Genomic DNA, 25,458 nt, shown 5'->3' with positions numbered 1-25,458 from the left:
ATGCGCATATCGCATCACGCTAGCGCGGCAATTCAACCCGGGCCACCAACCCCGAACCGCGCCGATTGCTCAGGCTCAGCTCACCGCCCTGCTCGCGCACAATGGCCCGCGCCGCCGAGAGCCCAAGCCCCACCCCACCGGTATTGCGGTTGCGTGAGGTCTCGAGACGAAAGAACGGATCGAACACACGCTCCAGGTCCGCTTCAGGAATCCCCGGGCCCTCGTCGCAGACCTCAATGCACACACTCTGGTCGTTAACACTCAGTGCAATGCTGGGGTGCCGGGCATACTTGGCAGCATTTTCCAGCAGGTTGACCACTACCCGTTTAAGCCCCAATGGCCGGCCGTGATAGACCAGATGGGGCGGCCCTCGGAAGTCGACCACCAGTTGCTGGTCGCGATAGTCGTCGATGATGGTTTGCAGCAGTTCAGACAGATCGAATGCCGTGCTGTGCTCCAGCACCGTATCGTCGCGGAAAAACGCCAATGCGGCGTTGATCATCGACTGCATTTCCTCGACATCGCGAATCAGCTTGTGCTGATGGTCCAGGTCTTCCATGAACTCGCAGCGCAGGCGCATCCGCGTCAAAGGCGCGCGCAAGTCATGGGAAATGGCCGCCAGCATATGGGTGCGTTCGCCGATAAAGTGCTGGATTTGCGCCTGCATGGCGTTGAAGGCGATGGTGGCCTGGCGTATCTCGTCGGGGCCTTCGATGTCGATGGGCGGTGCGCGCAGATCGCCGCCGAAGCGTCTGGCGGCACTGGCGAAACGCTGCAACGGCTTGGCCAATTGTCGGGTGGCGACCCAGGCGACCAGCAAGGTAGCGATCAGCCCAAGAATGATGATGACCGCAATCCGCGTGGGTGCGCTCAGGCCCCAACTGCGTACGGGCGGTATGAAAGACAACCAGCTGCCATCAACTAACTGCACCAGCGCCACATAACGTGCGTCGGGGCTGCCACGCGGCCAATCGTCCGGGCTGTACACCTGAATGGTGCGCCCCGTGCCAAACAATGCCTGTATCCCAGGGACTTCGCCGGCTTGTAGCACGTTGCCGCCGCTGGGCAGGCCGAAATCCACGGGGTTGGTATGCCACGTCACCTGCAACCGGGTATCGCTGGCCGCTGCCGCCAGGTGCGAGCGCAACGGCGCAGGCGCGGCCTCGATCACTTTCAACGTCGCGGCCATTTGTTCCAGTAACCCTGTGCGGTCGATGGGCGGGCGCGCCCACACCCCGGCCACCTGCACGAACAAGGCGTTAAGGGCCAGTGAGGCGAGCATCGCAGCGAGGATGGTCAGGGCGATGCGCCGGTTCAGGGTGTCGCGGCGCAACAGGCGCCGGATCATGAGCGGGTCACCGGCGCGGTAAACAGATAGCCGCCATTGCGCACGGTGCGGATCAGGTCCGGGCGCTTGCAGTCGGGCTCGATCTTGCGGCGCAGCCGGCTGACCTGCACATCGATACTGCGGTCGAAGGCATCGTGGCCCTGGCCGTGGGTCAGGTCGATCAATTGGTCGCGGGTAAGAATGCGCTGGGGGTGTTCGAGAAACACTACCAGCAGGTCGAACTCGCCACCGGACAGCGGGATCATGACGCCCTCGGGCGAACGCAGTTCGCGACAGGTGATATCCAGATGCCAACCGGCGAAGGCAATCACCGGGCGTGAGCGCTCGTCGGCCGCACTGACCGACTGCCCCGCACGCCGTTGCACAGCGCGCAGGCGGGCCAGTAATTCACGCGGGGCGAAGGGTTTGGTCAGGTAGTCGTCGGCGCCCAGTTCCAGGCCAACAATGCGGTCGCTCAACTCGCCCATGGCCGTGAGCATGATGATAGGAATGCCGAACTGTGCCCGCACTTTCTGGCACAGGCTGAGGCCGCCTTCGCCGGGCAACATGAGGTCGAGGATGATCGTGTCCGGCCGCTGCTGCGCGATGGCCGCCCACATGGCCTCGCCGTCGGCGGCCACGTCGACTTCATAGGCGTGCTGGACGAAGAACTTCTTCAGCAATGCCAGCACTTCCACGTCGTCATCGACGATCAGCAGTCTGCTCACGTTCACAGGTTCCCAAGCCAAAAAAAGAACGACATCTAAAACCATTCCGGCGCCGGGGTCATTTATTTCAATCGAGCAACATTCCTTCGCCACGGACACAACCCGGACATCTTTGGGTAAAACCTGTCGGGCATTCTGCACGTCTTCCATTCAAGGAGACGCCTATGAAAGTTTCGAGCAGCAGGTACACCGAGCAGGCCGCGAGCGACGCGCGACCATTGGTGCTGAGCCAGCGCACCTCTTCCCCGGCTCAGGATAGCCCGATGCTGTTCCAGGAATCCTGCCTGGGGCTGAACGCGGAACTGGACCGTATCGTGCTGCGTCGCTACTTCGAACACTACAGCCCCGACGCCGGGCGGTGGGTCGAGTACGCCCACTCCATTCCCATCGCCGAGCTTGTCCACTGGATCATGACCCATGGCCAGTTGCACATCGAATCCTCGCACGACACTCCAAACGAACAGGCAACCCATTGATGGCCCGTAAATGCTCATTCCTGCTACTGATGGCGGCCACCCTGAGCCTGATCGCTTGCAGCAGCAACAAGGTCGAACCCGAGCGATATACAGGCTTTCTTCATGACTACAGCCTGCTTAAAGAGCAACAGAGCCCGTCGGGCCAGACCGTACAGAGTTGGGTCAGCCCGGCCTTGAAGCGTGGCCGCTACAAGCAGGTATATCTGGCGCCCAGCCAGTTTTTCCCGGCTGTTGAACCCTCCGCTCAGATCCCCCAAAGCACGCTCTCCCACGTCACCGGCTACTACGACTTGGTACTGCGCTCGGAACTTGGCAAATACGTTTACCTGGCCTCGAAACCTGGCCCTGACACCCTCACAGTACGCCCTGCCATCACACGCATCGCCACCAGCCCCCAGGGACTGCGGTTTTATGAGTGGCTGCCGATCACCCTGGTCGCAGCGGGCGTGAGCGCCGCCACTGGCATCCGCGATCGAGACAGTGAAATCGCCACGGAGCTGTCATTGGAAGATGGTTCGACCGGCGATGTCGTGGCGGCCATGGTGCGTAAAGGCACCGGTGCTCCCCTGGCCAATGACAAAGAAGTCATGACCGCTGACAATGTCAAGGACGTGCTCGACGGCTGGGCCCGCGACCTGGGTACGTCGTACAGTGCAGTCGCTCGATAACCCTCGCCTTGCTCAAACGTCATAATCACAGGGGCATCTGCGTGGTAATCTCCCGGCACCACGAATAGACATTGATCGTCACTTGACGATGACCAAAGCCAGGAAAGACCATGCCCAAGATTTCTCACTCAGCGCTACGCCGTAACTTCCGTGACCTGCTGGCAACGCCGATCTGCGTTGAAACCGCTTCCGTATTCGACCCCATGTCTGCCCGCATCGCGGCTGACCTGGGGTTTGAAGTGGGTATCCTGGGCGGCTCGGTCGCCTCCCTGCAGGTGCTGGCGGCCCCCGATTTTGCGTTGATTACCCTGAGTGAGTTCGTCGAGCAAGCCACCCGCATCGGCCGTGTGGCCCAGTTGCCGTTCATTGCCGACGCCGACCACGGCTACGGCAACGCCCTGAACGTGATGCGCACGGTGGAAGAACTGGAACGCGCCGGCGTCGCGGCGCTGACCATCGAAGACACCCTCTTGCCCGCGCAATTCGGGCGTAAATCCACGGACCTGATTTCCGTCGAAGAGGGCATCGGCAAGGTCAAGGCCGCGCTGGAAGCGCGCGTCGACCCGGCGCTGTCGATCATTGCGCGCACCAATGCCGGCGTGCTGCCCACCAGCGATGTGATTGCGCGTACCAAGGCTTATGAAAAGGCCGGTGCTGACGGCATCTGCATGGTCGGCGTCAAGGACTTCGACCACCTGGAGCAGATCGCAGAGAACCTCAGCGTTCCCCTGATGCTGGTGACCTACGGCAACCCACAACTGCACGACAGTGAGCGCCTGGCCAGCCTGGGTGTGCGCATCGTGGTAGCCGGGCATGGCGCCTACTTCGCCGCGATCAAGGCCACCTACGACAGCCTGCGTGCCCAGCGTCAGCTGACCCACAGCACTTCGAACCTCAGTGCCACGGAATTGACCCACACCTACACCTTGCCGGAAAGTTATGTGGCGTGGGCTGAAGAGTTCATGGATGTAAAAGAGTAATCAATCACTCACGGTTCAGCCGTTGGCGCATCCCTGCGCTGGCGGCCGGGCCGGGCTGTACCTCGCACTGATCCATCGCCACCAACGCACCTTCAGCCGTCGCCATCACCGGCTGCACCGGTCGGCCCGTCTCGCGTTCCACCACCTCGACACTGATGCCCTCCTCGGCGTAATGCCGGTTGCCCCACGCCACTAACGCCATCAGCACCATACGAAAGTCCTCGCCCCTGGCCGTCGGCACGTATTCGTAGCGTGGCGGGCGCTCGCTGTAGGCACGGCGCTCCAGCATCCCCGCTTCCACCAAGCCATTAAGCCGGCGCGTCAACATGTTGGGCGCGATGCCCAGGCTGCGCGAGAACTCATCGAAACGGCGCAGGCCGTGCAAGGCGTCGCGCATGATCAGCATGCTCCACCACTCCCCTACCCGTTCAAGGCTGCGGGCGATGGGGCATTCGGCACTGATGAGGGATTTGCGCTGCATAAGTATTCCTGTGTGCGAGTACAAACTTGAAGGATGCCATGTTACTTTCATGATGATAGTGACGTCCATACGCTGTGTATCCTTCAAGCAACAGGAGTCGATTGAGCATGAGTAAACGTATCGTCGTGACGGGCATGGGCGCGCTGACGCCGCTGGGATCGAGCGTGGAATCCACTTGGCAGCGCTTGCTGGACGGGCAGTCGGGCATCCGTCGTTTGCCGCAAGAATTGATCGGTGATCTGGCGATCAGCATCGGCGGCCAGGTGCAAAGTGTGCTGCAAGACCCCGAAGCCGGTTTTGATCCTGATCGACTGCTGGCGGCCAAGGAACAGCGCAAGATGGACCGCTTTATCCTGTTCGCCCTGGCGGCCGCGGATGAAGCCTTGAAGCAGGCCAATTGGGCACCCAAAACACCCGAGGAGCAGGAGCGCACGGCGACCATCATCGCCTCCGGCGTCGGTGGCTTCCCAGCCATTGCCGATGCGGTGCGCACCACCGACAGCAAGGGCCCGCGTCGTTTGTCGCCCTTCACCATTCCATCGTTTCTGAGCAACATGGCTGCCGGGCATGTGTCGATCAACTATGGCTTGAAGGGCCCGCTGGGTGCGCCTGTCACTGCGTGTGCCGCCGGGGTTCAAGCTATCGGCGACGCAGCGCGAATGATCCGCGCCGGAGAAGTCGACGTCGCGGTATGCGGAGGTGCCGAAGCGGCGATTCATCGCGTCAGCCTTGCCGGCTTCGCCGCGGCGCGGGCGTTGTCCAGCGATTTCAATGACAGCCCGCAGCGTGCTTCGCGGCCCTTCGATCAGGCGCGCGACGGCTTTGTGATGGGCGAAGGCGCCGGCATTCTGGTGATTGAAGAGCTGGAGCATGCCCTGGCACGGGGTGCGCAGCCGATTGCCGAACTGGTGGGCTATGGCACCAGCGCAGACGCCTATCACATGACAGCAGGGCCTGAGGATGGTGACGGTGCGCGCCGGGCAATGACCCAAGCGTTGCGCCAAGCGGGTATCGAGGCGTCGCAGGTGCAGTACCTGAATGCCCACGCAACCTCCACACCTGTGGGCGACAAAGGCGAGCTGGCGGCGATCAAAACGGTATTTGGTACCGGCGGCAGCCCGGCGATCAGCTCGACGAAATCCGCCACCGGCCACTTGCTCGGTGCTGCGGGGGGCATCGAAGCCGTCTTCACCGTACTCGCCCTGCGTGACCAGATCGCGCCAATGACACTCAACCTGGAAAACCCGGACGCCCTCGCCGACGGCCTGGACATGGTGCGTGGTGAGGCGCGCCCCATGGCGATTGAATATGCGCTGTCCAATGGCTTTGGCTTTGGCGGCGTGAACGCCAGCGTGCTGTTCCGACGCTGGAGATGAGCCAGGGTTTGCCCCAGAGGTGAATTTCACCGACCATGGCGCCTTTCTGTTCCTGCCAACACGAGGTGCCCATGGCCAACCACGACCTGTCCTATACCCCTGATCCGGACGCCGATTCCATCTCCTCTGACGTGATCGGCTTCAACGGCATCCTGGTCTCCACCCAGATTCCCACCCGTGCCGATGGCAGCCTGGAGCTGGGCGATATCACCCAGCAAAGCGAGTGCACCCTGCAAGCGCTGAAAGTCGCGCTGGAAAAAGCCGGCAGCTCCATGGACCGGGTTATGCACTTGACTATTTACCTCACCGACATGGCCGACCGTGCCGCGTTCAACGAGGTCTACAAGCGCTTTTTCGCCAAGCCCTGGCCAGTGCGGGCAGCAGTGGGCGTTGCCGCCTTGGCGGTGGAAGGTATGCGGGTGGAAGTGACGGCGATGGCTGCCAAGGCTTGAATCTGTGACGTTTTTAGAACCGAACTGATCGGAATGTTGAACTCGGTCAAAAAGGTGGGAGCTGGCTTGCCTGCGATAGCGGTGGTGAATGTTCAATCGCCATCGCAGGCAAGCCAGCTCCCACATTGGGGCTTCGTTGCGTTGAGTAATGCGTTCGCTTAACGGACTTGCATTAGGCCCGACAGCCCTGCGGTAGATGCCGCCCAGGCATTTCGCGGCTACAATGCGCGCCTCAACCGTGACAAGCCTGACTAAAAAAACTATGTCCTTGCCCAAGCATCACCTGGAATTGCTCAGCCCTGCCCGCGATGTCGCCATTGCGCGCGAGGCTATCTTGCACGGCGCCGACGCCGTTTATATCGGCGGGCCGAGCTTCGGCGCCCGCCATAATGCGTGTAACGAGGTGAGCGATATCGCTCAACTGGTGGAATTCGCCCGCCGCTACCACGCCCGCGTCTTCACCACCATCAACACTATCTTGCATGACAACGAGCTGGAGCCCGCACGCAAGCTGATCCATCAGCTCTACGATGCCGGTGTCGATGCGTTGATCGTGCAAGACCTGGGCGTGATGGAGCTGGATATTCCGCCGATCGAGCTGCACGCCAGCACCCAGACCGACATCCGCACACTGGGCCGGGCCAGGTTTCTCGACCAGGCCGGTTTCTCGCAGTTGGTACTGGCCCGCGAGTTGAACCTGCAAGAGATTCGCGCCATTGCCGATGAGACCGATGCTGCCATCGAGTTCTTTATCCACGGCGCCCTGTGCGTAGCCTTCTCCGGCCAGTGCAATATCTCCCACGCGCAAAATGGCCGCAGCGCCAACCGTGGCGACTGCTCCCAGGCCTGCCGCCTGCCCTACACCTTAAAAGATGACCAAGGCCGCGTTGTAGCCTTTGAAAAGCACCTGCTGTCGATGAAAGACAACAACCAGAGCGCCAACCTGCGCGCCCTGGTCGAAGCGGGCGTGCGTTCGTTCAAGATCGAAGGCCGCTACAAGGACATGGGCTATGTGAAGAACATCACCGCCTACTACCGCCAGCGCCTCGACGAGATCCTCGAAGACCGCCCGGACCTGGCCCGCGCTTCCAGCGGCCGTACCGCGCACTTCTTCCTGCCCGACCCGGAAAAAACCTTCCACCGTGGCAGCACCGATTACTTTGTCAGCGACCGCAAGATCGACATCGGCGCCTTTGACACCCCGACCTTCACCGGGCTGCCCGTGGGCACCGTGGAAAAAGCCGGCAAGCGCGACTTGCAGGTGGTCACCCATGAGCCGCTGTCCAACGGCGACGGCCTGAATGTGCTGATCAAGCGTGAAGTGGTGGGCTTTCGTGCCAACATCGCCGAGCCCAAGGGTGAGTTCGAGGAAGACGGTGAGAAGCGCTACCGCTACCGCGTCGAGCCTAACGAAATGCCGGCCGGCCTGCATCAACTGCGCCCCCATCACCCGCTCAACCGCAACCTGGACCACAACTGGCAACAGGCCCTGCTCAAGACCTCGGCCGAGCGCCGTATCGGCTTGTCATGGGTCGCGCGCCTGCGTGAAGAGCAGCTGCAAATCACCGCGACCAGCGAAGAAGGCATCAGCGCCAGCGTTATCCTGCCCGGCCCGTTTGGCGTGGCCAACAAGCCGGAACAGGCGCTGGACACCCTGCGCGACCTGCTCGGCCAGCTCGGCACCACCGAATACCATGCCACCCGCATCGAGCTGGATGCGCCGCAGGCATTCTTCATCCCCAACTCGCAGCTCAAGGCCTTGCGCCGTGAAGTGATCGAAGCGCTGACTGCCGCACGCGTCGCCGCGCACCCACGGGGTGGGCGCAAGGCTGAAACCTCGCCGCCGCCGGTTTACCCTGAGGCGCACTTGTCGTTCCTGGCCAACGTCTACAACCAGAAGGCCCGGGACTTCTACCATCGTCACGGCGTAAAGCTGATCGACGCAGCCTTCGAAGCCCACGAAGAAACCGGCGAAGTGCCGGTGATGATCACCAAGCACTGCCTGCGTTTCTCGTTCAACCTGTGCCCTAAACAGGCCAAGGGCGTGACCGGGGTGAAGACCAAGGTGGCGCCGATGCAGTTGATCCATGGTGACGAAGTGTTGACCTTGAAGTTCGACTGCAAACCTTGCGAGATGCACGTGGTGGGCAAGATCAAGGGGCATATCCTCGGCCTGCCGCAGCCAGGCAGCGCAGTGGAGCATTTCAACCCGGAAAACCTTATCTACCAAGGCACGCACTAACCCTCACCTGTAGGAGCGAGCTTGCTCGCGAAAAACCAGAGAACGCCGCGTTTCACCCCGATGCGCTGCGTCATCGTTAACCATCTTCGCGAGCAAGCTCGCTCCTACCCAGGTTGCGGGGCCACCACCAGCCCCGCTGCAACCCCGCCGCTGCCAGCAGAATCGCCGCCACGCCCAGCCATTGCAGCCACCCCAGGCGATGCCCGAACGCAATCCAATCCACAAAGATCGCTGCAATCGGGTAGATGAACGACAGTGCGCCAGTAATGGCCGTCGGCAATTTCTGGATCGCGCCATACAGCAGCACATACATCAACCCGGTATGCACGACCCCCAAGGTCACCAGCGCAGCCCAGGCATTTGTGGACGCAGGTAAGCCATTCCAGGGCACCAGCGGTGCCAGTAGTACCGCACCAGTGGCCACCTGAATCAATGCCATCAAATGTGGCGGTATTTCCTTGAGGCGCTTGATGATCAGCGCAGCGATCGCATACAAAAATGCCGCCCCCAGGGCCAGCGCGATGCCTACCAGATAATCACCGCCACCGGTTTGCTCGCCATGGGCGGTGACAATCGCCAACATGCCCAGGAACGCGACGCTCAACCACGCCAGTTTCTGCACGGTGATTTTTTCACCGAGAAACACCGCCGCCAGCATCACCAACATAAACGGCTGCACGTTATACACCGCCGTGCTGATAGCGATGGAGGCACGGGAATAGGATTCAAACAGCAACAGCCAGTTGCCGACAATGGCCACGCCGCTGAGCATGGCCAGCCCCAGTTTCGCCCAACTGAGCAGGTCTACACGCAGGTAACCCAGCCAGGCGCACACCAGTAACAGTGTCAGCGCGCCGATCACGCAGCGCCAGAACACCACCTCGATCACCGACACGCCAGACACCAGCACAAACCAGCCAATACTGCCCGAGATCAGCATGGCGGCGACCATTTCCCACGACCCGCGACGGATGGATGAATCCATGATTGAAGCTCCTCAAGTGAAGCTCCAGTATGGCAATCTGTCCGCGACGGCTACAGCGTCTAAAAAAGGCAAAACCCCGAATTCACCTTTTCTTATTAGGCACAGACCATGATCGACACCATCGACCAGCAATTGATCGCCGCCTTGATGGACGACTCGCGGCTGTCCCTCAAGGCCCTTGCGGGCATCACCGGGCTGTCCTCGCCCAGCGTCAGCGAACGCCTGCGGCGCCTGGAAGAACGCGGCGTGCTGACCCACTACACCGTCGACATCGACCCCAAACACTTCGGCTACCTGCTGCAAGCCATCGTGCGCATCCGCCCCCTGCCCGGCAAACTGCAGGAAGTGGAGCGCCAGATCCAGGCAATCCCTGAATTCACCGAATGCGACAAGGTCACCGGCGAGGACTGCTTCATCGCACGCCTGCATGTGCGCACCATGGACCAGTTGGACAGCCTGCTGGACCGGATCAATGGGTATGCCGAAACCAATACGGCGATCGTGAAGAAAACCCCGGTGAAACGGCGCCTGCCGCCGCTGGGGGATCGCTAAGGTGCCATGCCAAGGGCGTGTCATGACCAAACACAGTCAAATGTGGGAGCGGGCTTGCTCGCGAATACAGGGTGTCAGTCACCGACTATGTTGACGGGTATACCGCATTCGCGGGCAAGCCCGCTCCCACAGGGGATCTGCGCCGGGCGCTGATTCTGTGGGCAATACATAATTAGTGTGGGAGCTGGCTTGCCTGCGATAGCGATGGTTCAGTTGAATATTCAGTGACTGACACGCCGCATTCGCGGGCAAGCCCGCTCCCACAGAAGCCACTTCAAGCCGTTGATTGTTTGAACCCGCACTTGGCCACGGCCCTCCAACCTGAATGAACCACGGCCGGGTACACGCACAATGACGTTCATTTTATGGTTGGCCGTATTGGGCGCGGTGCTGCTGACGCTCGCGCTCACCTCCTCCTACCTGCGCTGGATGCCAGTCACCACCTCAGCGGTGTGCCTGCTGCTGGGTATCGCCATCGGCCCGCTGGGCGTTGACTTGCTGGACCTGGACATCAAGGATTCGGCGCGCTGGATGGAGCACCTGACCGAAGTGGCAGTGCTGTTTTCGCTGTTTGTCAGCGGCTTGAAATTGCGCCTGCCGCTCAAGCATCGCACCTGGCGCATCGCCTTTGGGCTGGCCGGCCCGGTCATGCTGTTGACCATCCTCGGTACCGGGCTGTTGCTGCATCACCTGCTGGATATGTCGTGGGGCGTGTCATTGCTGGTGGGCGCGATTTTGGCGCCGACCGACCCGGTGCTGGCGGGCCTGGTTCAGGTCAACAATGCCCAGGATTACGACGCGCTGCGCTTCGGCCTGTCCGGCGAAGCGGGGCTGAACGATGGCAGCGCCTTTCCGTTTGTGATCTTCGGCCTGCTGTTCATGCAACACAGCGGCTTCGATGGCGACTGGGTCGGCGGTTGGGTGCTGAAAAACCTGGTATGGGCGGTGCCGGTCGGGCTATTGATCGGCTACTGGATGGGGCGAGGTATCGGCCGTGTGACGTTGCGCCTGCGGCTGATCAATGCCGACAGCACCCTGTCGCCCAATGATTACCTGACGCTGGCATTGATCGCCCTCGCCTATGTGAGCGCCGAAGCCGTGGGCGGCTATGGCTTCCTGTCGGTATTCGCGGCGGGCCTGGGGTTGCGTCAGGCCGAGGTGAAGTCCACCGGTAATGCCCAGACACCCGCCGAGCACCTGGCGCAACCGGTGGTGGGCCACCTTGAAATCGAGCCCGAGCAAGCCTTGCATGGCGACGTCAGCCACCTGAAAGACACCCAGATCGCGGCAGGTGTGATGATGGGCGACATGCTGGCCTTCGGCAGCCTGGTGGAGCGGGCCATGGAGGTGTTCCTGGTGACAGTCTTGGGCATCGTGCTGATCAGCCACTGGGAGTGGGCCGCGTTGGCGGTAGCGCTGCTGCTGTTCTGTGTAATTCGCCCCGCCAGCGTATTCGCCATGCCGTGGGGCCGCCTCCTGGACCGTCGTCAACGCAGCCTGGTCAGTTGGTTCGGTATTCGTGGGATCGGCAGCATTTACTACCTGTTCTATGCGCTCAACCATGGGCTGGTCGGCACCAGCAGCGAGGTGGCGGTCAACCTGACGCTGTCGGTCATCGCGTTGAGCATCCTGGCCCATGGCCTGAGTACCCAGCCGATGCTGGCGTGGTATGAGCGTCAGGCTGCGCAAAAAAAATGAATCCTGCACCGCGCCGGGGTTTCAAACAGTCAGGACCCACAGTACGAGCCAGCCAATGAAAAAGATCGCCCAACGATTGCTTGAGGAACGCCAACGCCTGGGATATTCGCAGCAATATCTGGCGCAGGCAGGCGGCGTGACCGCACGCGAGCAACGTCAATATGAAGTGGGCGAAGACCTGCCCCATGCCGACTATCTGGCAGCCTTGGCCGAGCATGGGGTGGATGTGGTGTATGTGATCACGGGCAAGCGCAGCACGGTGGTCAATATCAGCCGCGACCAGGCGCAGACGCTGATCGATAACCGCGTGGTGGGCCAGGAGGTGTCGCTGGACGGCGGGGCCGAGGAAGAAGTCTACTTCAAGCTCAGTAACCCCTCGGGCCCGCCGCCGGATCAGTCCTGATTTTCAGTGTTGCCAACGTCCGCCGCTTCATCCAGGTTGTTCAGCGGTACCTCGGCATCGTCCATCAGCGAACCCGGGTCTTCGTTGCCGGGGTCGTTGAGTTCTTCGTCCAGTTCTTTTGACATGTGCGTCTCCTCTAACCGCCTTGGGTATCGATGTCGGCATCGGTTTCAGGCTTGGGCTCGCGCTCAGGCTTGAAGTCTGGACTGTAGTCGTTTTCCTTGGCCTTTGGGTCGCTCGCAGGCGTCGGATCCTTGGGCGCATCGGCGGCGGTGCCAGGGGCAGGCTCGCCGCCGTCGATCGCGGGGTCATTGCGATTGTTAGTCTGTGGATCATTAGATTGGGTCATGAGGCACCTCTTTGCAGGCCGGTAAAAAATCTGTACCGCATAGAGGTAAGGCGTCATGGCCACGGCTGAAGTTCCGTTCGCTTGCTCAGCGCAGCGGGTTGTCTACCTGGATATAGAACGCATAGATGCCCAACACCAGCCAGAACACCATGAACAGCCATGGCGCACGCATGGAAAACAACAGCGACTTGCGATAGCCCTTGTGGCTCGACTCCACCTCGGAAAACAGCGGCGATTCATCGTACGCCATGCCCATCACCGGCTCGCTGCGCAGCAATTCGCTTTGCTTGTAGTGCCAGTGGTCGATGATTTCATACGCCGCACGGATACCGGGCCAGGCATTCAGCGAACTGAGAATACCCAGCGAAACCAGGAAGATCGGCACCACCAGCGTGAACAGCTTGCCCCATTCCGGGTTGAGGTTACCCATGCCGGAAACAAAGGCAATCACCAGGAAGGACTGCGCCGTCAGGTAGGCGTCGGTGCGGTTGGCCAGGATGCTGGTTTCGTACTGAATCTCGCGCCGGTAAAAGTCGAGGCGGTCCTTGGGCGAGCCGAAAATCTTTGCGTTGTGTTCGCTGTGGTCGTTCAGGGCCGCTTCCGGAGTGTGGGGGGAGATGATTCTGGACACGACGGTGCTCCACAAGGTGACGAAACTCCTTAGAAGAATCGGGGCTCGGTGAAGTTCAAGTGGGTTGGCGCACCAATCTGAAACACGCCGCGCCCCATTGTGGTGAGCCCGCCCCTGTGGCGAGCGAGCTTGCTCGCGCTGGGCTGCGCAGCGGCCCTGATAAAAGCGGGAGCGCTGCGCACTCCAGCGCGAGCAAGCTCGCTCGCCACAGGTAATCGCTGCTCTGTCGGCATTCCGGCACAGGCATTGCTTTATCCATTCACCATCCCGAAAACAGGAGCATGCGTTACCCCCCGACCCAGAGCCGCCCCCATAAGAAAGTAAGGACCAGGTCTGTTGGCACCTTCAGCCACGGGCTCATAAAAACATGCGTTTTTTTAAGCGGCAGTGCCACCCAAAGCCACACTGGGCACTGACAAGGTACTGGAATGGCTCGATCTTTCTTTGATGAAATGAATGACGCAAACGGCGTATGCCGTGCGCACTATCAGGACTTCTCTCGCTGGCTGGCCAACACGCCGCCGGAACTGCTGGCCCAGCGTCGCCGTGAAGCGGATTTGCTGTTCCATCGCGCCGGGATCACCTTCACCCTGTATGGCGACGAGCAAGACACCGAACGCCTGATTCCCTTCGACATCATTCCCCGCAGCATCCCCGCCAGTGAATGGAGCCTGATCGAGCGCGGCTGTATCCAGCGGGTTAATGCATTGAACATGTTCCTCGCCGACATCTACCACGACCAGCGCATCATCAAGGCCGGGATCATTCCCGCCGACCAGGTCCTGGGCAATGAGGGCTATCAGAAAGCCATGGTCGGTCTTGACCTGCACCGCGGCATCTACTCGCACATCTCCGGCGTCGACCTGGTTCGCGACGGCGACGGTACCTACTACGTGCTGGAAGACAACCTGCGCACCCCCAGCGGCGTGAGCTACATGCTCGAAGACCGCAAGATGATGATGCGCCTGTTCCCGGAAGTGTTCGCCAAGCAGCGCATTGCGCCGGTGGATCATTACCCTAACCTGCTGCTCAAGACCTTGAAGAACTCCAGCCGCCTGGACAATCCCAACGTGGTCGTCCTGACTCCAGGGCGCTTCAACAGCGCCTTCTTCGAACACGCGTTCCTTGCCCGGGAAATGGGCGTGGAACTGGTGGAAGGCGCCGATCTGTTCGTGCAGGACCTCAAGGTGTTCATGCGCACCACCGACGGCCCCAAGGCCGTGGACGTGATCTACCGGCGCATCGACGACGCTTTCCTCGACCCCCAGGCGTTCAACCCCGAGTCGATGCTCGGCGTGCCCGGGCTGGTGGCGGCTTACTGCGCCGGCAATGTGGTACTGGCCAACGCCATCGGCACCGGGGTGGCTGACGACAAGTCGATCTACCCCTACGTACCGGCCATGATCCGCTTCTACCTGGACGAGGAACCGATCCTGCAGAACGTGCCGACCTTCCAATGCCGCAAGCCCGATGAACTGTCCCATGTGCTGGCCAACCTTGAGCAATTGGTGGTCAAGGAGACCCAGGGTTCCGGCGGCTACGGCATGCTGGTGGGCCCGGCGTCGACGGCCGCCGAGATCGAAGACTTCCGCCAGCGCATCAAGGCCCGTCCCCATGCCTATATCGCCCAACCCACCTTGAGCCTGTCCACCTGCCCGACCTTTGTCGAAAACGGCATCGCGCCCCGGCACATCGACCTGCGACCCTTCGTGCTCTCGGGCAAGGAAACCCGCCTGGTGCCCGGTGGCTTGACCCGCGTGGCGCTGAAGGAAGGCTCGCTGGTCGTCAACTCGTCGCAAGGCGGTGGAACCAAGGACACCTGGGTGGTGGAGGGCTGAGTATGCTGAGTAGAACGGCTGCAGATCTGTATTGGATGTCGCGCTACCTGGAACGCGCCGAGAACCTGGCACGCATGCTGGAAGTCAGTTATTCGCTGTCCTTGATGCCCCAGGCCGGGCGCAGCGATGGCCTGGATGAACTGGCGATGTCGTTGCTCAGCAGCGGCACCCTGGACAGCTACCTGGAACGGCACCAGACCCTGGATGCTGAGCGCATGTTGCACTTCTTTGCCCTCGATGCAGAAAACCCCGCGAGCATTTACAACTGCCTGCGCGCCGCCCGAGGCAATGCCCATGCGGTACGCGGGCGCATCACCGCCGACATGTGGGAAAACCTCAACGCCACCTGGCTGGAAATGCGCAGCATCGCCGCCGGTGGCCTGGCGCGACACGGTATCAGCCACTTCTGTGACTGGGTCAAGCAGCGCTCGCACCTGTTTCGTGGCGCAACCTCGGGCACCATCATGCGCAATGACGCCTACCGCTTCATTCGCCTGGGCACCTTTGTCGAGCGCGCCGATAACACCCTGCGCCTGCTGGATGCACGCTATGAGATGTTCGGCGAAGAGTCCGAAGAAGTCAGCGACCTGTCGGCACGCGGTTATTACCAGTGGAGCGCCCTGCTGCGCGCGTTGTCGTCGTTCGAGGCGTATACCGAGCTGTATCCGAATGCCTTGAATGCACGCTCGGTATCCGAGCTGTTGCTGTTACGCAGTGATGTGCCGCGTTCGCTGCATGCCTGCATCGAGGAATTGAGCCATATTCTGGCGGACCTGCCCGGCAGTTATGGGCGCACGGCGCAACGCCTGGCGGCGGAGTTCGAGGCGCGGCTGCGGTACACGGGGATTGATGAGATTCTGGAAGATGGGCTGCACACTCGGCTGACAGAATTCATCGACACCGTGCGTGAGTTGGCGCGGGAGATACAAAGCTCCTACCTGGAAGTGGTCTAACACAAACCTGTAGGAGCGAGCTTGCTCGCGGAAAACTCACCGGCGCCGCGTTTATTCAGAAAACCCGCGTTATCGTTGACGTTTTTCGCGAGCAAGCTCGCTCCTACTGGGGGGTGATCGCCCACCAGCGCGGCAGCAACTGGCGCACCCGCGACTCGCCGAAGCGGTCATCGATCAGCATCACCACCCCGCGATCCTGCTGGCTGCGGATCACCCTCCCCGCTGCCTGCACGACTTTCTGAATGCCGGGATACAGGTAGGTGTAGTCGTACCCCGCGCCAAAGACCGCGCCCATACGTGCCTTGATCTGTTCATTCACCGGGTTGAGCTGCGGCAAACCCAGGGTGGCGATAAAGGCACCGATCAGGCGCGCACCCGGCAGGTCGATACCTTCGCCAAACGCACCGCCCAGTACCGCAAAGCCAATGCCCTGGCTGTGGTGGGTGAACTGCTCCAAAAAGGCGTGGCGCTCGGCCTCGGCCATGCCCCGCGCCTGCAACCACAACGCAATCTGCGGGTGCCGTTCGGCCATTAACTGGGCCACCTGTTGCAGGTAATCGAAGCTTGAGAAAAACGCCAGGTAGTTACCCGGTTGCGCGGCGAATTGCCGGGCGAGCAGTTCCACAATGGGCTCCAGCGATGCCTGGCGATGCACAAACCGCGTAGAGATGCGGTCAACGATGCTGACCTGCAATTGCTCGGCCCTGAACGGTGACGCCACATCAACCCAGGCGGTATCCGCCGGCAGGCCCAGCAAGTCGGCGTAATAATGGCGCGGGCTCAGGGTCGCAGAAAACAGCACGCTGCTGCGTGCGGCGGTCAGCCTGGGCCGGATGAACTCGGCCGGCACCACATTGCGCAGGCACAGGGTCGAGCTACTGCGCTTGCCGCTGAACTGGCGCTTGGTGATATCGAAGATAAAGTGCTCGTTGAACAGCTCAGCCACTTTGGCCCATTGCAGCGCGTCGAAGTAGAAGGCTTGCAAGTCACCGCTGAGGGCTTCGGGGTGGTCGTTGAAGTAGTCGCCCATGGCGCTGGTGCACAGGCTCAGGGCCTGGAGCAGTTTGTCCGGTTTGGCCGCGTATGCCTGATACGGCGCGAGTTGGTCCTTGTGCAACGCATTCCACTCGCGGTTCAAGCGCTGCAAGGGCTTCTTCAGTGTCTCGGGCGCGCTCTCGCGCAAGGTCTTGAGGCTGTACTGGTCCAGGCTGGCGCTGTACATCGAGCGCGCACGTTCGACCAGGTTGTGCGCCTCGTCCACCAGCGCCGCGACGCGCCATTGGTTGAGCTGGGCCAGGCCGAACAGCATGGCGCCAAAGTCGAAATAATAGTTGTAGTCGGCGACGATCAGGTCGCTCCAGCGCGCCATTTCCTGGCTCAGGTAGTACGGGCATACCTGATGGGCCAGCGCTACGTTGCGCAGGCTGCGCTGGTCGAGCAGGCGCACCTGGGACGCAGCCTGGCGGGCGGCAGGCAGGCGGTCGTAAAAACCCTTGGCCAATGGGCAGGAATCACCGTGGCAGGCTTTGTCCAGGTGTTCGCACGCCTTGTCCCGGGCCACCAGTTCAAGCACACGCAGTGACAGCTCGGGGCTGCTGTCGTACAGCACCTGGGCGGCATCCAGGGCCAGCTTGCGGCCGGGCGTCTTGGCGGTGAGGAAGAACAGTTTGTCCAGTTGCTGCGGCGCCAGGGCCTTGATCAGCGGGAAAATGGTGCCGATGGTCTTGCCAATGCCAGTGGGCGCCTGGGCCATCAGGCACCGGCCCGTACTCACCGCTTTGTAGACCGACTCGGCCAGGTCGCGCTGCCCGGTACGGAAGTCGGCATGGGGAAACGCCAGGCTCTGCGCAGCGGCGTTACGCGCGTCGCGATGCTGCATCTCTTGCCGGGCCCAGTCCAGGAACAGCGCGCATTGCTGATTGAAAAACTGCTCAAGGCCTGGCGCATCGAATCGCTGGTTCAGCACGGTTTCGCCTTCGCCGACGATATCGAAGTACACCAGCGCCAGGTCAATGTGATCGAGGCCGAGTTTCTGGCACATCAGCCAGCCATACACCTTGACCTGGGCCCAGTGCAGTTGCCGGTGGTTGGCGGGCTGAGCGGCGAGGTCGCCACGGTAGGTCTTGACTTCTTCCAGGCGGTTGGCGTCCGGGTCATAGCCGTCCGCCCTGCCCCGCACCTTGAGCTGCTGGTAGTCGCCCTCCAGGGCAACCTCATGCTGATAATGCGCGCTGCGCCGGGACGCCACCGTACGATGGCCGACAATGCCTTCCTGGGCGCTGGGCGACGGCGTAAAGCGCAGGTCGAGGTCGCCGACCTTGGCGGTGAACTCACACAGCGCCCGCACGGCCACGCTGTAACTCAAGCGGGTTGCTCCGCCCAGCGCACGTAGCAAACGGTGACCGGCATCTGGTATTCGCCGCAGAATGCCAGCCAACGCAACTGGTTGTCTTGCAGGCGGTCGCCGGGGCCCTTGACCTCGATCATGCGATAGGTGTTTTGCGCCGGCCAGAACTGGATGAGGTCCGGCATCCCGGCCCGGTTGGCACGGATATCCTGCAACAGGCGCGTAAACCAATGGCGCAAATGCTCGGCGGGCAGGCAGGCCAGGGCTTGCTCCAGCAGGTCTTCGCTGAGCAGGTTCCAGAACACAAAGGGCGACTGAATGCCCCATTTGTCCATGTAGCGTTGGCGGATGCTGGCCTTGTAGCGACCGTCCTCCAGTTGCGCAAAGCACGCGGCAAACAAGGCTTCACGGCGCTGATAAAAGTCCTCGCTGTGCAAGTCCGCCGGCCCGCGCTGGAACGGGTGGAAGAACGCCCCTGGCAGCGGTGCGAAAATCGCTTCCCAGCACAGCAAGCCAAACAGCGAATTGATCAGGCCATTCTCGACGTAATGCACCGGCGCATCCGGTTCACTCAGGTGCGCCAGCACACAGGACTCCACCGACAGCAGCGGCTCCTGCACCAGCGCCAGGTCCAGGCGCGCCACCGCTTGGGGCTTGGCCCTGGGCAGCGCCGGCCCGCCAAGTTTGCGGCGCAGGCGCGGCACGACGCGCAGCAGGTGTTGTTGTTCCGCTGCGCTGTGTGGGGCCTGTTGCGCCTCGCTCGCCAAGGCCATGGCTTGGGCGTAATCCTCCTGGCGCTCCAGTACGCGGATCAGCCGCGCCCGCGCACCGGGATAAGTGCAATTGCGGTAGATCTGTTCGGCCAGTGCCAGCTCGGCGCAACGTTCGCAATACTGGCCGATCTGGAACAGCAGCTTGGCGCGGCGCTTTTCCAGCCAGGGGTTGTCGGTACACAGCGTGGCGACCTGTGCCAACACCGTATCCAATGCCTCACCGGCTTCAAAGGCTTGCTGGCAATGGTGCAGGAACAGAAACCCGTGCACGTCGTCACGGCTGCGTAAACCGCGAGACTCGGCGCAGAACTCGACTTTTTCATAGGTGTAGATACCCAGGTCCGCCAGCACGAACTCCGACCAGTCTTGGTGCAGGTTGCCGAAGAACATCAGGCGCAGGCGATCACATAACTCCATTACCGTCAGGCTATAGAGCACATCGTCCACGTCGGGGCACCACTGGGCAAAGCTGCGCGTTTCGGTAAATTGCGCGGCCAAGGGTTCAAGCCAATCGGCCTTGTTGGCCTTGGGTTGATCGATCCAGGGCCTGAAGGCGCCGAGCAGTTCACTTTTTTGCAGCAGCGCAAACAGGGTGGCAAACGGCAGCGGGCTTTGATCCTCGACCCATCCCAACTCACGCAAAGGCCGCGCCGCCGCATGAGGGCAACCGATTTCCAGGTAATGGAGCTTGGCGGCACGAAAATGCACGCCCTTGCGCATCACCATCCGCACCAACAACGCCTGGGACGCCTGGGGCAACCTGTCAAATTGCTGAATGAAATGCTGTTCGTGCGCATCGAGCAAATCGGCATAGCGTTGCCCCAACCACACCAGCACTTGGCGGAAGTTATGCAGGTAATACAAGGGGTCTTCGAGGGGGTTGGCCATGGCGCAGAGCAATCAAATACTGGTTATGCATACAGAGTGCCGGGGCAAAGCAGTTGTTGCAATCAGTAATAGATAAATGGCGCCTGCAACTTTTTGCAAAAAAACAATCTGATGAGGGGGTTGATCAAGTAATATTTATGGCCGCGCAGCCAGACGCTGCGGGACTTTTCAGGGTTAAAGGTAAGGGTTATGAACATGAAGAATTTGGGTCTGCCACTGGTTGCACTCACTTTTCTGGTATTAGCCGGTTGCTCCACGCAAACCGTAGTGACCTTGCAAAATGGCACGCAATATTTGACCAAGGACACGCCCAACGCCAAGACGGCCGACGGCTTCTACGAGTTCACCGATATTGCCGGCAAGCGTATTCGTATCAAGGCCGATGATGTGGCCACGGTGCGTAAGGAAAAATGATCATCTAGCAACACCCCATCAAATGTGGGAGCTGGCTTGCCTGCGATAGCGATTTGTCAGTCACCGCATGGCTGTCTCGACCGCCGCCATCGCAGGCAAGCCAGCTCCCACACCGAATACGTTAGCTGATGACTATCCCCTCCCCCGACAGACTGCTCACACCCACCAGCGTCACCGAATCCGTACCAAAACTAATGACGGTATCCCCGCCCACCACCTTGGCGTGATCGCGGTAATCATTGCTGCCCGCCACATCGTTGAACACCAGCTTGTCCGTCGCCTGATAGCCAATCACCCGGTCATTGCCAAACTGCCCGCTGAACAAAAACGTGTTATGCCCGCTGCTGTCGCGGATCGTGTCATTGCCCTTGCCGCCTTCGATAAAGTCCGCGCCCCTGCCGCCTTTGATCAGGTCGTCGCCGTCGCTGCCGATGATGAAGGTATTGCCCTTGTGCGTCTCTGCATTGCGGTTGAGGTCTTGCACCCAGGTGGTGGCCCGTGCCGGGTCGGACAGGTTGGCGACGATCACCGTGGAGTCGCGGGTCATCTGCTCGTAGAAGCCCGAATCGAGGATGCGGGTCATGCCGTCGCCGTAACCGGTGGGCAAGTGCGAGACCCAGGTGGGCAGGTTGAGGATGGAAAACGGCAGCACGTTCCACAGGGATGAGGCGTAGTGGTCGTTGAAGCTGACGATGTTGTCGGTGCTCGATTCGTGGGGTTTGTCGTGCACGCCCAGAGACGACAGGTTGAATGACGAGCCATCCAGGGCGCGGAACACCGGGTCGTTTTCATAGCCGACGTTAAGCACCTTGTCGCCGGCGCTCTGGGTCGGCGACGCGTAGGCCACGTAGTTGGAGTCCTTATAAAACCCTGACCAGGTGCTGTCGCTCAAATCGGCCATGCTGTTGACCGCCAGGCCCCCCAGGCTGTGGCCGCTGACCACGACGTCATTGCCGCTCAGGCCCTGGGCGCTGGCGTAGTCCGCCACGTTCTTGAGCAAGCCGCCAAAGGCTTCGCCCGCGTAGTTCTTGGCGTAATCCTTGGGCCCGAAGGCGGCGAGCAGGTCGCTGATCACATCGCCGATGGAGTCGGTGATCACACTTTCCCGAGGCCCCGAAGTGCCGCGAAAACTGATGCCGAGTTCCAGCAGTTTGCCAGCGTCATCATATTTGCCCAGCACCTCGGCCTGCGCCGTGCCGTAGCCGAATTTTTCGCCAAAGAAGGTGCCGCGTTCATCAACCTTGCCGCTGTAGCCCAGGGTGCTGGCGCTGATGGGCGTCCAGCCGGCTGCTTGCACCGCCTCAAGGGCGGCTTTTTCCGAGTCGGGGTTCCAGGGGATGCCGGGGATGACCCCTTGGGCGTTGGTGCCGCCAATCAGCGCGCTGACCAGGGTGGCGGGCAGGCCCAGGCCGAGGCCGTTGTTCTGGTAGCCGACGGCAAAGCCGTTATCCAGGTTGTGGTAGGAATACAGCGTGATCGCCATGGCATCGGCGAACAGCGCCTTGGAGTCCTCGGTACCGAGGTTTTTATAGTCAAAGATACCCATTGGTAGTGCCTCTCTGTTGTTGGATTTGTAGAGAAAGCCAAAACACCTGTTATCTGTTACCACCTGTAGGAGCGAGCTTGCTCGCGAAGGTCGTCAACGATGACGCGTTCTACCTGAAGGAACGCGGCGCACTTGAGTTTTTCGCGAGCAAGCTCGCTCCTACAGTGGTTTTTCAAAACTTTAGAACGCCCAATCCAGGCTCAAGCCGACGCCGTGCACCTTCTCCTTGCTGGCCAGCAGGCCGTTGTAATCGAAGTTCACCCGCGCATCCTTGCTCAAGGCCAGGCTGACCCGTGCCCCGACCAACGCAGCATCGCGCACCATTGGCGCACTTTCCACAGCGAACGAAGGGCCGCCCGAGGCAAACGCCAGGTGCTGCTCCGAATCGGTACTGCTCAGGTTGTGCTGCCAGCCCAGGGTGCCGGAGACTTCCAGTTGCTGGTGATCGTTGATATTGAAGGTCTTCAAGGCGCGCATACCCAGGGTGCTGAGCACCAGGTCACGGCTGTCATCGCCACTTCTCAGCGCGGCGGCGTCGCCCTTCTCTTTGAAGCTGTCAGTTGCCAGGTGCACGTAGGCCAGATTGGCGAACGGCTCCAGGGCCAGCGGTTGCAGGTTGATGCGGTACGCAGCTTCGGTGAACACCTGGGTGCTGTGGGCATCGACCTTGGCCTTTTGCTTGCCGCTGACGTCGCCGTATTGCAGGTCGCGTTTGACATCGGCGCGGTGCCAGCTGTAGGTCGCGCCGCCACTCAGGCGCCAGGCGCCGATTTCATGCCCGGCATAGGCGCCGAAATGGTAGCTGTCGACCGAAGCGCGGCTGTGGGTGCCGCTGCCCATGTTCAGCGACGTGTCGCTGTAGCCGGCCACCAGGCCAATGCGTGTGGCGTCATCGAGGGCACCGTCCACACCGGCGAGCATGCCGCCGATGGAGGTGGTGTAGCCCGCGGTGTCGTTGCGGCTGTCGGTCTTGCCCCATGCGCCCAGTGCCTTGACCCACACGTTGCCACGGCTGTCGATGGCTTGGCTGGCAGCGCCCATTTCACCGTTGCGCAGGCGTTCGCCCACGGCTTCGCGCACGTAGCGGCTGTCATTGACCAGCGCGGTTTCCAGCGCCGGGTAAACCTCGCCGCTCAGTTGCTGGAACGCGCCCTGGGCCGAGGCGGCCGTGGGTGCCAGCAGCAAGCTTTCATACACACCGTTGCCCGCGCCCAATTGCTCGACGGCGCCGGCCACGGCGCGCTGGTTCGGCGTGGCGGCCACACTGGTGAAGCTGTTGGTGCGTGCCACATCCAGTTGCACACCGTTGGCGGCGTAGTTCAAGGTGCCGCCGACAAACAGGTAGTTGGGCACCACTGCCGCGAAACTGCCGGTGACGCCACCTGCCGCTTGCAGGATGTTGTACTGACGGCCGATCAGGCTTTGGGCCTGGGTGGCGCTCAACAAGGTCGGGCTATTTTCCAGGGCCAGGGTCACGGTGCCGCCGTTGAGGGTGGCCGTGCCGCCGGCGACGATGCGATCGCTGCTGGTGGGCGACAGTTCTACCGCGTAGGTGGAACCCGGTTCAAAGTTGACGTTGCCCGCCACGTTCAAGGTGCCGATGGAATTGCCCGGCGCCACGGTGCCGCCGCTGTTCGCGCTCAGCGAACCGATACGCCCCGAACCACCGACCACGCCGCTCTGGCTCACAGTGACGTCGGAGGTAACCGAACCGTTGATCGCCAGCAAGCCCTGGTTGACCCGCGTCGGCCCGCTGTAGGTATTGGCGCCGGTGAGCACCAAGGTACCGATGCCCTGCTTGGTCAGGCCGCCATGGCCCGAGATGTCATTGCTCCACACATCGCGCCCGCAGTGCAGGTCGTCGCACACACGCTGGGTGGGTTTGCCGGCATCCACCACCGCGCCGACACCCGGCAGGTCCGCGACGAACTGGCCGCTGCCGTAGGCGCCGTCGATACGGAACTCGGCCGGGATATCCTCAGCGGTGATAAACATCCCTGGGCCGTTGACCGCTTTGCCCAGGTTGATCATGCCCCAGCCGTACAACGAGTCGATGCCCGGCGCGCCGAGGTCGGTGGCGGTGGTCTTGAGCACGGTGGAAATCTGGTCGCCGCTCATGTACTGGAAGCGCTCCATCAGCACCGCTGCGGCGCCCGCCACGTGAGGTGCGGCCATGGAGGTGCCGTTTTTGTTGGCCCAGTCGGTGGTGAGGTTGCTCAGGTCGGTACCGTTGATGATCGAACTGTAGATCTTGGTGCCGGGTGCCGACACGCAAAAGCTCGCCGCATAACCACAACGCGAGGAGAACGTACTGATCACGTAAGGATCGGGGCTGGCGGTATTCGGGTTCTGCTGGAGGGCCGCGACGGACAGCCAGTTAGGCGCGATCTCTGGCACAAAATACGCAAGGCCGGAAATCGCATCCGGGTTGTTGAGGTTGTAGTCATTGCCTGCGGCGAAGATGGTCAGCACACCGCTGCGGGCCGCGTCGATGGCGCCTTGGTACGCGCCACCTGCGAGGGTGCCAAGGATCGGCCGGATGGTATTGAACTGCGCCTGGGCCTCGTTGACGGTGAAGTTGGGGAACGCCGGATCACGGCCGCCTTTGGCGTACTGATCACCAATGCCGATGCCCCAACTGTTGTTGATGATGCGTGCGCCACTGGCGACCAGCCCATCCCAACCCGCCTTGTACACGGCGCCGTCGTTGCCAAGGATGATCCCGTCTTCCGGCCCCGGGTCACCGTTTTCGGCGGTGAGGATCTGTGCGTTGAACGCCACGCCATGCATCGGCCCGCCATCGCGGTTACCGGCCGCAATGCCGCCGACATGGGTGCCGTGGTTACCCAGCTTGCCGTTGGAGTCCTTGGACGGCGTGCCGTCGTAGCGGAACGCGTCGCCCGCCTTCACCGGGATATACGGGTCGGTGTATTGGCGAATGCCCTCGGTGACAATCGTCACCACCTTGTCGGGGCTGGCGAACTCCGGGTGCTGGGCGTACACCGGCTGGTCGAAGATCCCCAGCTTGACGCCCTTGCCGGTATAGCCAGCCGCATAGGCGGTGTCGGCGTGCACGGCGCCCAGGCCCCAGTCGGCCTTGAACTCATTACTGCGCCAGCTGGCGGCGTCGCCCAGTTTGCCGGTTTCCACATAGGGTGCAGCCTGGGCGGTCCCCAGGCTTGCCAGGCAACACAGCAACGCGCCGTATGGCACGCAGCTCAGCGCCTTGAGCGGATAGCCCGGGCCTGTGTGGATGGCGGTAGTTAACCCTGACTTGCTTTTTTTCACGGTGACCTTCCTTAGTTTTCTTATTGCACGTGTGTAAATCACTTTCTCCAGAACACCGCCGCT

Annotated in this window: 23 protein-coding genes and 1 pseudogene; 13 read left to right on the top strand and 11 right to left on the bottom strand. The window is 61.5% G+C overall.

What is annotated here, in order from left to right; all coding sequences use genetic code 11:
* Positions 1–19: 19 nt before the first annotated feature.
* A complete protein-coding gene (locus QK296_RS15935; protein WP_057709983.1) occupies positions 20–1,348 on the bottom strand; it encodes an ATP-binding protein in 1,329 nt (442 codons plus the stop codon).
* Positions 1,345–2,055 (bottom strand): response regulator, encoded by a 711-nt coding sequence (locus tag QK296_RS15930; protein WP_032900604.1) that lies wholly within the window; start codon positions 2,053–2,055, stop codon positions 1,345–1,347. The genes QK296_RS15935 and QK296_RS15930 overlap by 4 nt, the downstream gene beginning before the upstream one ends.
* A 164-nt stretch (positions 2,056–2,219) precedes the next feature.
* Here QK296_RS15930 and QK296_RS15925 point away from each other — a divergent pair, with 164 nt between their 5' ends.
* From QK296_RS15925 to QK296_RS15915, 3 genes are all read left to right on the top strand, one after another.
* Positions 2,220–2,531, top strand: coding sequence for a hypothetical protein (locus QK296_RS15925; RefSeq protein WP_034135621.1), 312 nt, complete (start codon positions 2,220–2,222; stop codon positions 2,529–2,531).
* The gene (locus QK296_RS15920; protein ID WP_282391074.1) at positions 2,531–3,199 is read left to right on the top strand and encodes a DUF3313 domain-containing protein; all 669 of its coding nucleotides are present in this window, start codon (positions 2,531–2,533) and stop codon (positions 3,197–3,199) included. The genes QK296_RS15925 and QK296_RS15920 overlap by 1 nt, the downstream gene beginning before the upstream one ends.
* Positions 3,200–3,309: 110 nt before the next feature.
* On the top strand, positions 3,310–4,179 hold the full coding sequence (locus QK296_RS15915) for an oxaloacetate decarboxylase (RefSeq protein ID WP_003191182.1): 870 nt from the start codon (positions 3,310–3,312) through the stop codon (positions 4,177–4,179).
* Positions 4,180–4,183: 4 nt separating this feature from the next.
* Here the strand turns inward: QK296_RS15915 and QK296_RS15910 are convergent, their stop codons facing one another.
* The gene (locus QK296_RS15910; protein ID WP_057709980.1) at positions 4,184–4,660 is read right to left on the bottom strand and encodes a helix-turn-helix domain-containing protein; all 477 of its coding nucleotides are present in this window, start codon (positions 4,658–4,660) and stop codon (positions 4,184–4,186) included.
* A 107-nt stretch (positions 4,661–4,767) separates the two neighbouring features.
* On the opposite strand from QK296_RS15910, the gene fabF reads away from it, so the two are divergent.
* From fabF to QK296_RS15895, 3 genes are all read left to right on the top strand, one after another.
* Positions 4,768–6,036 carry a beta-ketoacyl-ACP synthase II gene (fabF, locus tag QK296_RS15905; protein ID WP_057709979.1) on the top strand — a complete coding sequence of 423 codons (1,269 nt, stop codon included), beginning with the start codon at positions 4,768–4,770 and terminating at the stop codon, positions 6,034–6,036.
* 71 nt (positions 6,037–6,107) lie between these two features.
* A complete protein-coding gene (locus QK296_RS15900) occupies positions 6,108–6,488 on the top strand; it encodes a RidA family protein (protein WP_003191178.1) in 381 nt (126 codons plus the stop codon).
* Positions 6,489–6,750: 262 nt separating this feature from the next.
* Positions 6,751–8,730 (top strand): U32 family peptidase, encoded by a 1,980-nt coding sequence (locus QK296_RS15895; RefSeq protein WP_003191177.1) that lies wholly within the window; start codon positions 6,751–6,753, stop codon positions 8,728–8,730.
* A 76-nt stretch (positions 8,731–8,806) separates the two neighbouring features.
* On the opposite strand, the gene QK296_RS15890 is transcribed toward QK296_RS15895, so the two are convergent.
* Positions 8,807–9,715: a DMT family transporter gene (locus tag QK296_RS15890; RefSeq protein WP_057709978.1), complete on the bottom strand. Its 909-nt coding sequence runs from the start codon at positions 9,713–9,715 to the stop codon at positions 8,807–8,809.
* A 108-nt stretch (positions 9,716–9,823) separates the two neighbouring features.
* On the opposite strand from QK296_RS15890, the gene QK296_RS15885 reads away from it, so the two are divergent.
* The 3 genes from QK296_RS15885 (at position 9,824) to QK296_RS15875 (ending at position 12,368) form a co-directional block, all read left to right on the top strand.
* Entirely contained in the window at positions 9,824–10,267 is a 444-nt protein-coding gene (locus QK296_RS15885) for an Lrp/AsnC family transcriptional regulator (RefSeq protein ID WP_032897385.1), read from the top strand.
* A gap of 351 nt (positions 10,268–10,618) precedes the next feature.
* Positions 10,619–11,965, top strand: a complete 1,347-nt coding sequence (locus tag QK296_RS15880) for a cation:proton antiporter (protein WP_057709977.1) — start codon at positions 10,619–10,621, stop codon at positions 11,963–11,965.
* Positions 11,966–12,020: 55 nt separating this feature from the next.
* Positions 12,021–12,368: a helix-turn-helix transcriptional regulator gene (locus tag QK296_RS15875; protein ID WP_003191172.1), complete on the top strand. Its 348-nt coding sequence runs from the start codon at positions 12,021–12,023 to the stop codon at positions 12,366–12,368.
* Here QK296_RS15875 and QK296_RS15870 read toward each other — a convergent pair.
* From QK296_RS15870 to QK296_RS15860, 3 genes are all read right to left on the bottom strand, one after another.
* On the bottom strand, positions 12,359–12,493 hold the full coding sequence (locus QK296_RS15870; RefSeq protein ID WP_275941192.1) for a hypothetical protein: 135 nt from the start codon (positions 12,491–12,493) through the stop codon (positions 12,359–12,361). The two genes, QK296_RS15875 and QK296_RS15870, sit on opposite strands and share 10 nt — an antisense overlap.
* A gap of 11 nt (positions 12,494–12,504) precedes the next feature.
* Positions 12,505–12,717 (bottom strand): hypothetical protein, encoded by a 213-nt coding sequence (locus QK296_RS15865; protein ID WP_003191170.1) that lies wholly within the window; start codon positions 12,715–12,717, stop codon positions 12,505–12,507.
* Positions 12,718–12,802: 85 nt separating this feature from the next.
* Positions 12,803–13,348, bottom strand: a complete 546-nt coding sequence (locus QK296_RS15860; RefSeq protein ID WP_014718415.1) for a hypothetical protein — start codon at positions 13,346–13,348, stop codon at positions 12,803–12,805.
* Between the two features lie 428 nt (positions 13,349–13,776).
* Here QK296_RS15860 and QK296_RS15855 point away from each other — a divergent pair, with 428 nt between their 5' ends.
* Both QK296_RS15855 and QK296_RS15850 read left to right on the top strand, forming a co-directional pair.
* Positions 13,777–15,186 (top strand): circularly permuted type 2 ATP-grasp protein, encoded by a 1,410-nt coding sequence (locus QK296_RS15855; protein ID WP_034135613.1) that lies wholly within the window; start codon positions 13,777–13,779, stop codon positions 15,184–15,186.
* A 2-nt stretch (positions 15,187–15,188) separates the two neighbouring features.
* Entirely contained in the window at positions 15,189–16,139 is a 951-nt protein-coding gene (locus QK296_RS15850) for an alpha-E domain-containing protein (RefSeq protein ID WP_003191166.1), read from the top strand.
* A 103-nt stretch (positions 16,140–16,242) separates the two neighbouring features.
* Here the strand turns inward: QK296_RS15850 and QK296_RS15845 are convergent, their stop codons facing one another.
* Positions 16,243–18,504 carry an ATP-dependent DNA helicase gene (locus QK296_RS15845; RefSeq protein WP_282391073.1) on the bottom strand — a complete coding sequence of 754 codons (2,262 nt, stop codon included), beginning with the start codon at positions 18,502–18,504 and terminating at the stop codon, positions 16,243–16,245.
* Positions 18,501–20,147, bottom strand: a complete 1,647-nt coding sequence (locus QK296_RS15840) for a VRR-NUC domain-containing protein (RefSeq protein ID WP_281915114.1) — start codon at positions 20,145–20,147, stop codon at positions 18,501–18,503. The genes QK296_RS15845 and QK296_RS15840 overlap by 4 nt, the downstream gene beginning before the upstream one ends.
* A gap of 189 nt (positions 20,148–20,336) precedes the next feature.
* On the opposite strand from QK296_RS15840, the gene QK296_RS15835 reads away from it, so the two are divergent.
* The gene (locus QK296_RS15835; RefSeq protein WP_003191162.1) at positions 20,337–20,561 is read left to right on the top strand and encodes a YgdI/YgdR family lipoprotein; all 225 of its coding nucleotides are present in this window, start codon (positions 20,337–20,339) and stop codon (positions 20,559–20,561) included.
* Positions 20,562–20,682: 121 nt separating this feature from the next.
* Here the strand turns inward: QK296_RS15835 and QK296_RS15830 are convergent, their stop codons facing one another.
* Positions 20,683–22,107 carry a lipase gene (locus tag QK296_RS15830; RefSeq protein WP_094774836.1) on the bottom strand — a complete coding sequence of 475 codons (1,425 nt, stop codon included), beginning with the start codon at positions 22,105–22,107 and terminating at the stop codon, positions 20,683–20,685.
* A gap of 53 nt (positions 22,108–22,160) precedes the next feature.
* Here QK296_RS15830 and QK296_RS15825 point away from each other — a divergent pair.
* Positions 22,161–22,274: pseudogene (locus QK296_RS15825) on the top strand (outer membrane lipoprotein carrier protein LolA); the annotation flags it as partial.
* 13 nt (positions 22,275–22,287) lie between these two features.
* Here the strand turns inward: QK296_RS15825 and QK296_RS15820 are convergent.
* Positions 22,288–25,395, bottom strand: coding sequence for an autotransporter serine protease (locus QK296_RS15820; protein WP_282391072.1), 3,108 nt, complete (start codon positions 25,393–25,395; stop codon positions 22,288–22,290).
* Positions 25,396–25,458: the final 63 nt, after the last annotated feature.

Source organism: Pseudomonas sp. AL10 (assembly GCF_029960685.1).
GTDB classification, from domain to species: domain Bacteria; phylum Pseudomonadota; class Gammaproteobacteria; order Pseudomonadales; family Pseudomonadaceae; genus Aquipseudomonas; species Aquipseudomonas lactis.
This window is presented reverse-complemented; position numbering and strand designations above follow the sequence as displayed.